Origin of the sequence: Paraburkholderia translucens (assembly GCF_020881035.1) — a bacterium.
Taxonomy (GTDB): Bacteria; Pseudomonadota; Gammaproteobacteria; order Burkholderiales; family Burkholderiaceae; genus Paraburkholderia; species Paraburkholderia translucens.
In genome coordinates this window covers 106427-119360 of record NZ_JAJITC010000002.1, presented here as the reverse complement: position 1 = coordinate 119360, position 12934 = coordinate 106427, and the positions used below count along the sequence as shown (strand labels likewise).

Sequence of the window (12934 nt, the reverse complement as noted above, 5' to 3'; positions counted from 1 at the left end):
AGGCCGCACTACCGGGGCCGTAAGCATAACCGTTTGCCGGGTCGGCGGGCCATGCGGATGGTTTTGCATTGCGTCACCAGCGTTCGCTGAGTTCCAATGTAACGATCGCGACCTGCACAGTAACGGTACAATCGGCGCGATACTGCTCGGTACAGTTGGAGCCCGTCATGTCCGTCCCGCTTGCCCAGATTCCTGCCCCGCATGACACCGCGTCGCTGACGCTGGTCGAACAGCTCGTCCAATGGGCGCGCCGCCGCATCGAGGAGCGCGTGTTCCGCCCCGGCATGCGCATGCCGTCGATTCGCAAGCTCGCGCTCGATAAGGGCGTGTCGCGCTTCACGGTCGTCGAAGCGTACGAGCGCCTCGTCGCGCAGGGTTTTCTGGAGTCGCGACGCGGCTCGGGTTTCTACGTGCGCGAGCGCCAGGGCGGCGCGGCGACGGTCGCCGCGCTGCGGCCGCGCGCCGAACCCTTGCCCGCGCCGGCCAAAATCGACGTCGTCTGGCTGCTGCGCAACATGCTGCATACCGGCGCGCGGCCCGAGCGCAGCCCCGGGCTCGGCTATCTGCCGGCCGGTTGGCTCGACGGCGACCTGATCACCAACGCATTGCGCACGCTGGGCCGGCAAAGCGGCATGCAGATGCTCGGCGTCGGCACCGCGCAAGGTTTCCTGCCGCTGCGTCAGCAGCTCCAGACGCGGCTCGAGGAGCTGGAGATCGGGGCGTCGCCCGAGCAGATCGTGATGGTGTCCGGCGTCACGCAGGCGATCGACCTCCTTTCGCGCATCTACGTGAAGCCGGGCGATGCGGTGATCGTCGGCGATCCTGCGTGGTTTCAGATGTTCGGCTGCTTCGCCTCGCAGGGCGCGCGGCTCGTCGGCATGCCGTACACGCCGGACGGCCCGGACCTCGACGCGCTCGAAGCGCTGGTGCAGGAATGGCGCCCCAGGATGCTGGTGATCAACTCGGTGCTGCAGAACCCGACAGGCACGTCGTTGAGCGCCGCGCAGGCGTTTCGCATCCTGCGGTTTGCCGAAGCGTACGACTTCATCGTCGTCGAGGACGACATCTACGGCGACCTGTGCCCGCCCGGTTACGCGGGTACGCGGCTCGCGAGCCTCGATCAGCTCAAGCGCGTGATCTATCTCGGCAGCTTCTCGAAGACGCTGGCGCCGAATCTGCGCGTCGGTTTCATCGCATGCGCGCCGGAGGTCGCGATGGTCGTGGCCAATCAGAAGATGCTGGTCGGCATGACGAGCCCTGAACTCAACGAGCGCGTGATCTACAAAATCTTGACCGAAGGCCATTACCGGCGGCATGTCGAGCGCATTCGCGCGCGGCTCGACGGCGTGCGCGAGAAGGCGGTGCGGATGATCGAGAAGACTGGCATGAAGCTGTTCCTGACGCCGGCGGCCGGCATGTTTCTTTGGGCCGACACCGGCGTCGACTCGGGCGCACTCGCCGCGGCCGGCCACGAAGCCGGCTTTCTGCTGACGCCGGGCGGGCTGTTTTCCCCGCAGCAGTCGCCGAGCACCTGGATGCGCTTCAACATTGCCAATTGCGGCGATCCCGAGTTGCCGGCGTTCCTGAGCCGGTATCTGGACGGCGTCGCGCGTCGCGCCTCTTGAAACCTCGCCGGAGCGTCCCCATTTGCGCGGACGATCCGGCGGCCCGGCGTTCCGGCGGCTCGGCGCTCCGGCGCGGCAGGCCCGATCCGCGCTTCGCCGCTGTCCATCCCCTATTCGCAACAGAGAGGAAGTCCGACCATGGCACAAGAAACCATGAGCTTTCAGGCAGAAGTGAAGCAACTTCTGCAACTGATGATCCATTCGCTCTACAGCAATAAAGAAATCTTTCTGCGCGAGCTGATCTCGAACGCGTCCGACGCGGCCGACAAGCTGCGCTTCGAGGCGATCGAGAACAGCGCGCTGTACGAGAACGATCCGAACCTGCGGATTCGCGTGTCGTTCGACAAGGCCGCGCGCACCGTGACGATCGACGACAACGGCATCGGCATGAGCCGCGAAGAAACGATCGCGCACCTCGGCACGATCGCGCGCTCGGGCACGAAAGAGTTCTTTGGCAAGCTGTCGGGCGACCAGCAGAAGGATGCCGCACTGATCGGCCAGTTCGGCGTGGGCTTCTACTCCGGCTTCATCGTCGCGGACAAGATCACCGTCGAGACGCGCCGTGCCGGCTTGCCGGCTGCGGAAGGCGTGCGCTGGGTAAGCGCGGGCGAGGGCGACTTCGCGGTCGAGACGATCGAGCGCGCCGCGCGCGGCACGACCATCACGCTGCATCTGCGCGCCGATGAGGACGAGCTGCTGTCGTCGTACCGTCTGAAGTCGATCATCCAGAAGTACTCGGACCACGTCGCGCTGCCAATCCTGATGAAGAAGGAAGAGTGGGACGCGGAAAAGAGCGAGATGGTCACGAAGGACGAGGACGAGACCGTCAACCAGGCGAGCGCGCTGTGGACCCGTTCGAAGAACGACATCACCGACGATCAATACAAGCAGTTCTACCAGCACATCTCGCACGATCATCAGGACCCGCTCACGTGGACGCATAACCGCGTCGAAGGCCGCAGCGAATACACGCAGCTGCTGTACGTGCCGTCGCACGCGCCGTTCGATCTGTGGAATCGCGAGCAGCGCGGCGGCCTGAAGCTGTACGTGAAGCGCGTGTTCATCATGGACGACGCCGAGCAACTGCTGCCCACGTATCTGCGCTTCGTGAAGGGTGTGGTCGATTCGGCCGATCTGCCGCTGAACGTGTCGCGCGAAATCCTGCAGGAAAGCCGCGACGTGAAGGCCATTCGTGAAGGCGTGACCAAGCGCGCGCTGTCGATGCTCGAAGAACTCGCGAACTCGGAGAACGACGCCGATAAGGAAAAGTACGCAGGCTTCTGGAAAGAGTTCGGCCAGGTGCTGAAAGAAGGTGTTGGCGAGGATTTCGCCAATCGCGAGCGCATCGCGAAGCTGCTGCGTTTTGCGACGACCCAGACGGGCACGGCCGAGCAGACCGTGTCGCTGGCCGACTACGTCGCTCGCATGAAGCCCGAGCAGACCAAGATCTACTACGTGACCGCCGACACATGGCAGGCCGCGTCGAACAGCCCGCATCTCGAAGTGTTCCGCAAGAAGGGCGTCGAAGTGCTGCTGCTGACCGATCGCGTCGATGAATGGATGCTGTCGTTCCTGCACGAATTCGACGGCAAGCCGCTGCAAAGCGTCGCGCGCGGCGACCTCGATCTCGGCGCGTTGAACGACGAGGAAAAACAGGCGCAGGAGAAGATCGGCGAAGAACTCAAGCCGCTCGTCGAGAAGATGAAGGAAGCGCTGAAGGACAAGGCGAAGGACGTGCGTCTGACGTTCCGGCTGACCGACTCGCCATCGTGCCTCGTCGCCGACGACGGCGAAATGAGCGGCTACCTGCAACGCATGTTGAAGGCAGCGGGCCAGCAGGCGCCGGAGTTCCATCCGATTCTCGAAGTGAATCCGGAGCACGCGCTCGTGAAGGGCCTGCATGCCGATAGCGCGAATTTCGAGGATTGGTGCCATCTGCTGTTCGATCAGGCCTTGCTCGCCGAAGGCGGCGCGCTGGAAGATCCGGCTAGCTTCGTGAAGCGCACCAATGCGTTGTTGCTCTCGCGTGCGGGTTGAACGTGAGCCGGGAGCGCTGATGTCGTTGCTGAACTGATGACGCTCGGTGGATGAAAAATGCGCTGCTTCGGCAGCGCATTTTTTTTCGCCCTTCGCTTTACGTCGGGTTCTCGCCCGGAGGAGCGCGCGCGATGAGCGCAAGCGTTGCCGTAGAAAAATGCCGTCAGACCGCGCCGCTATAATCCGACACCATGTCTATCCGTTTCGATCCCGCTGACGCTCATTGGCGCGTCGCGCCGTTGGCCGCTTTCAGCGCCGCCCAGAAAGACTGGCTGACGCGCGGCGGTTCACTGACCGCGCATCTGCGCGCGCTCGGCGCGGTCGCGGTACGCGTGACGCGCGAAGCCGTCGCGCTGCCGTGGCGCGACGAAGTCGCCGCGCTCGGACTCGCGCCGCGCGCGCCGGTGTGGGTGCGCGAAGTGGTGCTGTCGGTCGATGACGTGCCGTTCGTCGCCGCGCATAGCGTGACGCCGCGCGCGGCGAGCGTCGGCATCTGGCAGGCAACGCGGCGGTTGCGCACGCGGCCGCTCGCGGAATTGCTGTATAGCGATGGCAGTGTCGCGCGTTCGTCGCTGGTGAGCCGCAGGGTGGGGAAGCGGCATCCGTTGTATCGGTTGGCCGCGTGTGAAATCGACCGCGGCGATCGACAAGCGCCGCATGTGCTGGTGGCGCGTCGCTCGGTGTTCGAGCGTCGTGGCGCGCCGTTGATGGTGACCGAATGCATGTTGCCGGCGTTGTGGGAGTATTTGCATGCGTTGGACTTGGCCGCTCGCGCGCACGCTGCGGCCTCAGGCGCCGGCGCGGCGCATATCGCGCATGCGCGGGTGCGCGAACACGGGCGGCCACTCGATCACACCGCGTCGCGCGCGCACGGCGGGCCGCGCAGCGCCGACCAGCGGAGCCGCTGATGTCGTTCAAGCGTTGCTTTGCGCCTGTCGTCGACGCCGATACGCGGACCTTGATCCTCGGTAGCTTGCCGGGCGAGGTGTCGTTGGCTCACGGCCAATACTACGCACACCCGCAGAACAAATTCTGGGTGCTGGTCGGTGAGGTGATAGAACGGGATCTGGTTGGTATGGACTATTCGACGCGTCTCGATGCGTTGCTCGAACACCATATCGGCCTATGGGATGTCGTTGCCGAGGCTCGTCGAGCAGGAAGCCTGGATAGCCGGATTCGCGACCATGCCAGCAACGATCTGATTGCTCTTGTCGATACGCTGCCGAAGCTGGTCACCATCGCCTTCAATGGCGGGACCGCAGCGAGGATCGGGATGAAAGCGCTTGGTGAGCGCGCGGAACGCTATCGGCTTCTGCGGTTGCCGTCGAGCAGTCCCGCTCACGCTTCGGTCCCCTACGCGGACAAACTGGTACTTTGGCGGCAGATACGGCAATTCAATTGACGTGTCGTTCGTGCTGGGAGGAAGTTCGGTCCTGACAACGCCCGTTGGACGGCAACGCAACGATGCTCGAGGCCCGTGGGGCCGATTGTCGGTTCCGTGGTTAGTGGTAGTCACTTTCCTGCTGATGGCGCACCGCGAGGATCGTCACCGTCCGAGCGTTGTCGATCTCGAACAGCGCAACATATCCCGAAGCGCCGAACGGAGTGATCAGCTGGACGGAAACGTGGCAGATTTCATGACGTCTCACAAAGCATCGCAGTTGCGATGCTTTGTCCGCCGGTGGCTATGCCGGCGCAAGTCAGCCGGTCGCCAGATTCGCCGTCATAGCTCAAGCGCAAGAAACCGGGTGCCATCCACCGGATTCTCATAGTAGGGCGCAGTTTCGACGAACCCTAACCGCTCGTAAATGCCCTGCGCAAAACGGGTTTGCGGAACCGAGTCGAGAACGAGCGTCGAGAATCCCAAGGTCTTCGCTTTTCTGATCACCGAAGTGACCAGCGTTTCACCAAGCGACAGTCCTCTGAATGCTTCGCGAACGTAGAGCCGCTTGATTTCCGCGGTCTCTGCCGTATGACGAAGCAGCCCCGCGCAACCGGCGAGTTCGCCGCCGGCGTCGGCGACGAAGAACATGCCGGACGGCAAGGTATAGACATGTTCGAACGCGTCCATTTCGGCGTCGAATCCGCGGTAGGACAAATCCATATCCAGCCAGCGGACATATTCGCGGATCAAGGCGACGAGGCTGCGCGTATCGGCAGGGAAAACGGCTTCGCGAACGACCGGCCGCGGCGTTTGCATGGTGGCTCTCAGATCCATACGTTGTTTTCGGCCGTTCTTTCGTTGGTGGTATCGCCGGTGTTGACGACGCCGCGCGGTTCGATCAGCAGCAGCTTCACTTCGGATCCGGCATACGGCTTGTGCTCGACTCCCTTTGGAACCACCGCCATTTCTCCGGGCGACAACTCGATCGAGCGGTCGTGGAAGTCGATGCGCAACCGGCCTTCGAGGACGATGAACGTCTCGTCGGTATCGGCATGCCGATGCCAGACGAAATCGCCAAGCAGTTTGACGACTTTGAACTGATAGTCATTCATTTCAGCAACGACGCGCGGCTGCCAGTGGCCGTCGATCTGACTGATCTTGTCGAGCAGATTGATTGCCTTGTATTGGCCGCGTTGCTCGGGTGTGGGCTGGGAATCGCTGTGCATGTTGGCTCCATTGCGATGATACGTGAAACAGAGCTTAGTCGGGCCGCCGGCGGGTGTCTTGAACGATCGTGCACGCGTGCGCTAGCCGGCGCGCCGAACGCTCGTCATCGCGAGCCAACGTGCGGGAGGAATTCCATACGCGTGGCGAAAATGCCGGGTCATGTGGCTTTGGTCGGCGAAGCCGGCGGCGGCCGCGGCGTCCACGAGGCACACGCCGCGCAGCATCATCGCCCGCGCCGCTTCGAGGCGGCGCATGACCAGGTAGTGATAGGGACTGGTGCCGTAGAAGGTTCTGAAATCGCGCGACAGGCTCCAGCGGTCCTCTCCGCTGACGGAGGCAAGTTCATCGAGCGTGACGGCGCGGGCGCTCGATGCCTGCAGATATTCCCGCGCCCGCTGCGCTGCCGCGAAATTCGCGGACTTGCGCGTTGGCCGCGCGCCCGACGCGCTCTCCAGCGCGAGCGCGAGGCCGGCGAGCGCGTCGTCCCGTTCGAGTGGCTCCGCGTCGCCGCGCATCTGGCGAAGTGCTGTGTTCGTCGCTTCGAACAGGCGCGGATCGTTCGTGACCCCGCCTTCGACGAACGGCAGGGGGCGGCCGCCGAGGACCTCCTGGATCGCGGCGGGCTGGACGTAAATCATCTGATAACGAAATCCCTCGTTCGTGCCGGCCTGACCATCGTGTACTTCGTCGGGATGCAGGACCATCGTCTGTCCGGGCAGGCTGGTGCGCAGATCGCGCCGGTAGTGGAAGCATTGGACGCCGGAGAGGGTCAGGCCAATGGCATACGTGTCGTGCCGATGCAATGAGTACGCGTTGCCATGGAAAAACGCTTCGATGCGTTCTACTCCGTCAGTGGGTTCCGAACGGGAAATCCAGTCGGATTGGAGTTGGCTGATGTCGCCGTCCATCACACGCTCCGGCTTGGGTTGGCAGAACTGCGGGAACATCGGGATCGGGTCATTGTAGCGGCGGGAACGCTCGCACGCCTGGCATGGGTGATAGTGCGATTGACCGATTTCGCCCCGCAGCACAAAAATGAGGGAGAATCCAAACGATTGGCCCGCTGCGCGAACCCGGCGCCGTGTTCACTTAAGCGTTCCGCTCAAGCGTTCCGCAGCCCGCATCGCCGTGCGTCAGGTACGGCGGTTGTGTCTTTGCATTGCGTTTCCCTGATCGAAAATCGTGCGCCCTGCCCGTATCACGCGCGAGATGCCGTTCAACCGCCCGCCCAGAGCCCAGCAATGACGACCCAGCAACCGACCATCATCTACACCCTCACCGACGAGGCCCCGCTGCTCGCGACCGCCGCGTTCCTGCCGATCATCCGGACCTTCACCGCGCCGGCCGGCATCAAGATCGAGACCAGCGACATTTCGGTCGCGGGCCGTATCCTCGGCGAGTTCCCCGAGTATCTGACCGAAGCGCAGCGAGTGCCCGACAATCTCGCGGAACTGGGCCGCCTGACCCAGCTGCCCGACACCAACATCATCAAACTTCCCAACATCAGCGCCTCGGTGCCGCAACTGACGAGCGCGATAAGGGAACTGCAGGCAAAGGGCTACAAGGTGCCCGACTATCCGGAAGACCCGAAGACCGACGAAGAGAAGGCGATCCGTCAGCGCTACTCGAAGTGTCTCGGCAGCGCGGTGAACCCGGTGCTGCGCGAGGGCAACTCGGACCGCCGCGCGCCGGCCGCGGTGAAGAACTACGCGCGCAAGCATCCGCACAGCATGGCCGAATGGAGCATGGCGTCGCGCACGCACGTCGCGCATATGCGGCACGGCGACTTCTATCACGGCGAAAAATCGATGACGCTCGATCGCCCGCGCGTCGTGAAGATGGACCTCGTCACGAAGAGCGGCAAGACGCTCGTGCTGAAACCGAGGGTCGCGCTGCAGGAAGGCGAGATCATCGACAGCATGTTCATGAGCAGGAAGGCGCTGCTCGCGTTCTATGAAGAGCAGATGGAAGACGCGCGCAAGACCGGCATGATGCTGTCGCTGCACGTCAAGGCGACGATGATGAAGATCTCGCACCCGATCGTCTTCGGCCACGCGGTCAAGGTCTTCTACAAGGATGCGTTCGCCAAGCACGGCAAGCTTTTCGACGAACTCGGCGTGAACGTCAACAACGGCCTCGTCAACCTGTACGAGAAGCTGGAGACGCTGCCGGAATCGCAGCGCGAGGAAGTGATCCGTGACCTGCACGCGTGCCACGAACATCGTCCGGAACTGGCGATGGTCGATTCGGCAAAGGGCATCTCGAACCTGCACGCGCCGAACGACGTGATCGTCGACGCGTCGATGCCGGCAATGATCCGCCTCGGCGGCAAGATGTGGGGCGCCGACGGTCGTCCGAAAGATACCAAGGCGGTGATTCCGGAGAGCACGTTCGCGCGCATCTACCAGGAGATCATCAACTTCTGCAAGACCAACGGCGCATTCGATCCGGTCACGATGGGCACCGTGCCGAACGTCGGCCTGATGGCGCAGCAGGCGGAAGAATACGGCTCGCACGACAAGACCTTCGAAGTGCCGGAGGACGGCGAGGCGCGCATCGTCGATCTTGCGACCGGCGAGGTGCTGCTCACGCAGAACGTCGAGCAGGGCGACATCTGGCGCATGTGCCAGGTGAAGGACGCGGCGATCCGCGACTGGGTCAAGCTCGCGGTCACGCGCGTGCGCAATTCGGGCATGCCTGCGGTGTTCTGGCTCGATCCGTATCGCCCTCATGAAGCGGAGCTGATCAGGAAGGTCGAGGCCTATCTGAAGGATTACGACACCACCGGCCTCGACATCCAGATCATGTCGCAGGTGCGCGCCATGCGTTACACGCTCGAGCGCGTCGTGCGCGGGCTCGATACGATCTCGGTCACCGGCAACATCCTGCGCGACTATCTGACCGACCTGTTTCCGATCATGGAGCTGGGCACGAGCGCGAAGATGCTGTCGATCGTGCCGTTGATGGCGGGCGGCGGCATGTACGAGACCGGCGCGGGCGGTTCGGCGCCGAAGCACGTGAAGCAGCTCGTCGAAGAGAATCATCTGCGCTGGGACTCGCTCGGGGAATTCCTCGCGCTCGCTGTGTCGCTCGAGGAACTGGGCATCAAGACAGGCAACAACAAGGCGAAGATCCTCGCGAAGACACTCGACATCGCAACCGGCAAGCTGCTCGAGAATAACCGCAGCCCGAGCCCGAAGACCGGCGAGCTGGACAATCGCGGCAGCCAGTTCTATCTGGCCATGTTCTGGGCGCAGGAGCTGGCGGCGCAAACGGACGACGCCGAACTGGCCGCGCAGTTCGCGCCGCTCGCGACGCAGTTGACCGCCAACGAGCGAGTGATCCTCGCGGAGCTGACCTCGGTGCAGGGCAAGCCGGTGGACATCGGCGGCTATTACAAGCCGGATTCTGACAAGCTCGATGAGGTGATGCGGCCGAGCCGCACGTTGAACGAGGCGCTCCAGGCGGTGCGCGTCGAGTGACGTGATACGAAGGCGAGCCGCCCGCGAGCGGCTCGTCGCGGCATGTCCGTTGTGTCTGGCTGTTTTGAACGAGCGAGTCGCAGCGAATGCTATGCTCTCGGTCGCTTAAAAATATTGCGCCCATGGCGCGACATCCGCACATGACGAAACTGATCAGGCGCGCCTCGGCCGAGGCGCGCGCTTTCCGCAACCGGGACGCCGAAGCAATCGGCGGCAAGCAGAAAACGGCGTACAGGAAGGCACCCAAATCCACCCATAATACGAGCGGCACCGCCGACCACGACGTTCACGAGGCACCGCAGATCGAAGCGCCACGCAAGCCGCGTTTCGCGCCGGTGACGTTCTCCGAAGAGGGTGGCGTGCGCTTCCTGCATTTCGGCACGGAATGGGTGCAAGGCGCGATGCGTCTGCGCAAGCCCGATCACATCGAACTCGAATACGCGCAGCAGATGATGGCCTGGCTGCTGTTTCTCGAAACGCCGAAGCGCATCGTGCAGCTCGGGCTCGGCGCGGCGTCGCTGACCAAATTCGCGCACCGCTTCCTGAAGGGCGCGAAAGTCGAGGCCGTTGAATTGAATCCGGCGGTCGTGGTGGCCGCGCACACGATGTTCGAGCTGCCGCCCGACGACGCGCGTCTGACCGTTCACGAAACCGACGCGTGGGACTTCGTCAACGAGCGCGCGAATCACGGCACGATCGGCGCGCTGCAGATCGACATCTACGACGCGACGGCGCGCGGCCCGGTGCTCGATAGCGTCGGGTTTTACCGCGCCGCGCGCGCCTGTCTGACCGAGGCGGGCATCGCCACGGTGAACCTGTTCGGCGATCATCCGAGCTTCGTGCGCAACATGAAGCGTTTGAACGAAGCGTTCGACGGCCGCGTCGTCGCGCTGCCCGAAGTGCACGACGGTAACCGCATCGCGATCGCATTCTCGGGCCCCGCGCTCGACGTGCCGTACGCCGCGCTCGAGGCGCGCGCGAAGCTGATCGAAGCCGAGCTGGGCTTGCCGGCGCGCAAATGGATCAAGGGACTGCGCGAATCGACGGGGCAGACGGGCGCATCGTTCGCGATCTGAGCGGGCGCCATCCTTTTCGTTGAAGCAAAGCGGCCGTGCCGGCGTATCCGTCGGCACGGCCGCGTCGCTTTCGGTACCTTTTTTACGTCTACGCCGCAACGTTATTCAGCGTGCATCATTGGTCCTGCCGCAGCCTTGTCCCGCGCCAGTGCGCCTCGGGTCCTCCCTGCTTGACCGGGTGTTCGCGACTCCTATACTCTTTCGAAGCTTTCGGGGCGCCCGTGGCCGACCGCCGGCTGTGTGTTCCACCTGCCGCTGACCACGGGCAGATAAATTCCAAATAGGAAACAGGAGACGTCATGGCTCGCGACGCCGACGTGAAGAAAGCCAGCAAGCACTGGCTCTGGCTATTGCTGCTACCCTGGATCGCGATGATCTGGGTACCGTCCTACAACCGGATCGAACCGCAACTGTTCGGTTTCCCGTTCTTCTACTGGTATCAGCTTTTGTGGGTGCTGATCAGCGCGGCCATCACCTGGCTCGTCTACTCGAAGACCAAATCCCTTTATACGGGCCGCACGAACGGGGGCGCGCAACCATGAACCCTATTGCAACCTTCGTCTTCGTTCTATTTTTCATCGGCGTCACGATTCTCGGCTTCGTCGCGGCTCACTGGCGGCGCGGCAATCTCGCGCATCTTGAGGAGTGGGGTCTCGGCGGCCGGCGCTTCGGCACGATCGTCACCTGGTTCCTGCTCGGCGGCGACCTGTATACCGCCTACACGTTCATCGCGGTGCCGGCGCTCGTGTTCGGCGCGGGCGCGACGGGCTTCTTCGCGCTGCCGTACACCATCCTGATCTATCCGTTCGCGTTCGTCGTGTTCCCGAAGCTGTGGAGCATCGCGAAGCGGCACGGCTACGTGACGTCGGCTGACTTCGTGTCGGCTCGCTACGGCAGCCGCATGCTCGCGCTCGCGGTCGCGGGGACCGGCATCGTCGCGACGATGCCGTACATCGCGCTGCAACTGGTCGGCATCGAAGTGGTGATCGGCGCGCTCGGTTTCGACACGACGGGTTTCGTCGGCGATCTGCCGCTGATCATCGCGTTCGCGATCCTCGCGGCCTACACCTACACGTCGGGCCTGCGCGCGCCGGCCATGATCGCGGTCGTCAAGGACATCCTGATCTACGTGACGATCTTCGCCGCGATCGTCGTGATTCCGCCGCAACTCGGCGGCTTCGGCCATATCTTCGGCGCGGTGCCGCCGGAGAAGCTGCTGCTCAAGTCGCCGGACGTGTCGAGCCTGAACGGCTATAGCGCATACGCAACCCTCGCGGTGGGCTCGGCGCTCGCGCTGTTCCTCTATCCGCATTCGATCACCGCGGTGCTGTCGTCGAAATCGAGCAACACGATCCGCCGCAACATGGCGCTGCTGCCGGCCTATTCGCTCGTGCTCGGCCTGCTCGCGCTGCTCGGCTTCATGGCGCTCGCGGCCGGCGTGAAGGACATGCCGGAATTCGCGCCGTACTTCAAGGCCTTCGGCCCGAACTTCGCGGTGCCGGCGCTGTTCCTGCACTTCTTCCCGTCGTGGTTCGTCGGCGTCGCGTTCGCGGCCATCGGTATCGGCGCGCTGGTGCCGGCGGCGATCATGTCGATCGCGGCGGCGAACCTGTACACGCGTAACGTGCACAAGGAGTTCATCAACCGCAACATGACGCACGACCAGGAGACCAACGTCGCGAAGCTCGTGTCGCTGATCGTCAAGGTCGGCGCGGTCGCGTTCATTCTCGGTCTGCCGCTCACGTACGCGATCCAGCTGCAGCTGCTCGGTGGCATCTGGATCATCCAGACGCTGCCGGCGATCGTGCTGGGTCTCTTTACGCGCATGCTCGACTACCGGGGTCTGTTGCTCGGCTGGGCGGCCGGTATCGCGACCGGCACGTGGATGGCGGTTTCGCTGAAGCTCGCGAGCTCGATCTTCACGATCCACCTGTTCGGCATGGCGATTCCGGGCTATGCGGCGGTGTGGTCGCTAATCGTGAACCTCGTGGTGTCGGTCGTCGTGAGCCTGTTCGTGCGCGTGGCGGGCATGCAGCGCGCCGAGGATCGCACGCGCCCGGAAGACTACCTGGACATCGTCGAAGGCTGATCCGGCTCCAGATC

The 12934-nt window shown here is 63.6% G+C and carries 11 protein-coding genes and 1 pseudogene; 8 read left to right on the top strand and 4 right to left on the bottom strand.

Annotated features, from left to right (window positions below):
• Positions 1–167: 167 nt before the first annotated feature.
• From LJ655_RS03765 to LJ655_RS03750, 4 genes are all read left to right on the top strand, one after another.
• On the top strand, positions 168–1625 hold the full coding sequence (locus LJ655_RS03765; RefSeq protein ID WP_230559924.1) for an aminotransferase-like domain-containing protein: 1458 nt from the start codon (positions 168–170) through the stop codon (positions 1623–1625).
• 138 nt (positions 1626–1763) lie between these two features.
• Positions 1764–3662 (top strand): molecular chaperone HtpG, encoded by a 1899-nt coding sequence (gene htpG / locus LJ655_RS03760; protein ID WP_230559923.1) that lies wholly within the window; start codon positions 1764–1766, stop codon positions 3660–3662.
• A 191-nt stretch (positions 3663–3853) separates the two neighbouring features.
• On the top strand, positions 3854–4570 hold the full coding sequence (locus LJ655_RS03755; protein ID WP_230559922.1) for a chorismate--pyruvate lyase family protein: 717 nt from the start codon (positions 3854–3856) through the stop codon (positions 4568–4570).
• Positions 4570–5064, top strand: coding sequence for a DNA-deoxyinosine glycosylase (locus tag LJ655_RS03750; RefSeq protein WP_230559921.1), 495 nt, complete (start codon positions 4570–4572; stop codon positions 5062–5064). Before LJ655_RS03755 ends, LJ655_RS03750 begins: the two co-directional genes overlap by 1 nt.
• Before the next feature lie 100 nt (positions 5065–5164).
• On the opposite strand, the pseudogene LJ655_RS03745 reads toward LJ655_RS03750, so the two are convergent.
• The 4 genes and pseudogenes from LJ655_RS03745 to LJ655_RS03730 all read right to left on the bottom strand — a co-directional run.
• Positions 5165–5278, bottom strand: a pseudogene (locus LJ655_RS03745) (type II toxin-antitoxin system RelE/ParE family toxin); the annotation flags it as partial.
• Between the two features lie 107 nt (positions 5279–5385).
• Entirely contained in the window at positions 5386–5880 is a 495-nt protein-coding gene (locus tag LJ655_RS03740) for a GNAT family N-acetyltransferase (protein WP_230559920.1), read from the bottom strand.
• A complete protein-coding gene (locus LJ655_RS03735; protein WP_230559919.1) occupies positions 5871–6272 on the bottom strand; it encodes a cupin domain-containing protein in 402 nt (133 codons plus the stop codon). The genes LJ655_RS03740 and LJ655_RS03735 overlap by 10 nt, the downstream gene beginning before the upstream one ends.
• Positions 6273–6353: 81 nt before the next feature.
• Positions 6354–7181: an AraC family transcriptional regulator gene (locus tag LJ655_RS03730; RefSeq protein WP_230560260.1), complete on the bottom strand. Its 828-nt coding sequence runs from the start codon at positions 7179–7181 to the stop codon at positions 6354–6356.
• A gap of 333 nt (positions 7182–7514) precedes the next feature.
• Here LJ655_RS03730 and LJ655_RS03725 point away from each other — a divergent pair, with 333 nt between their 5' ends.
• The 4 genes from LJ655_RS03725 to mctP all read left to right on the top strand — a co-directional run bounded on the left by LJ655_RS03725 (position 7515) and on the right by mctP (position 12920).
• Entirely contained in the window at positions 7515–9755 is a 2241-nt protein-coding gene (locus LJ655_RS03725) for an NADP-dependent isocitrate dehydrogenase (RefSeq protein ID WP_230559918.1), read from the top strand.
• Between the two features lie 140 nt (positions 9756–9895).
• Positions 9896–10831: a class I SAM-dependent methyltransferase gene (locus LJ655_RS03720; RefSeq protein WP_230559917.1), complete on the top strand. Its 936-nt coding sequence runs from the start codon at positions 9896–9898 to the stop codon at positions 10829–10831.
• A 299-nt stretch (positions 10832–11130) separates the two neighbouring features.
• Entirely contained in the window at positions 11131–11373 is a 243-nt protein-coding gene (locus LJ655_RS03715) for a DUF3311 domain-containing protein (RefSeq protein ID WP_230559916.1), read from the top strand.
• Positions 11370–12920, top strand: coding sequence for a monocarboxylate uptake permease MctP (gene mctP / locus LJ655_RS03710; RefSeq protein ID WP_230559915.1), 1551 nt, complete (start codon positions 11370–11372; stop codon positions 12918–12920). Before LJ655_RS03715 ends, mctP begins: the two co-directional genes overlap by 4 nt.
• The last annotated feature ends 14 nt before the right edge of the window (positions 12921–12934 follow it).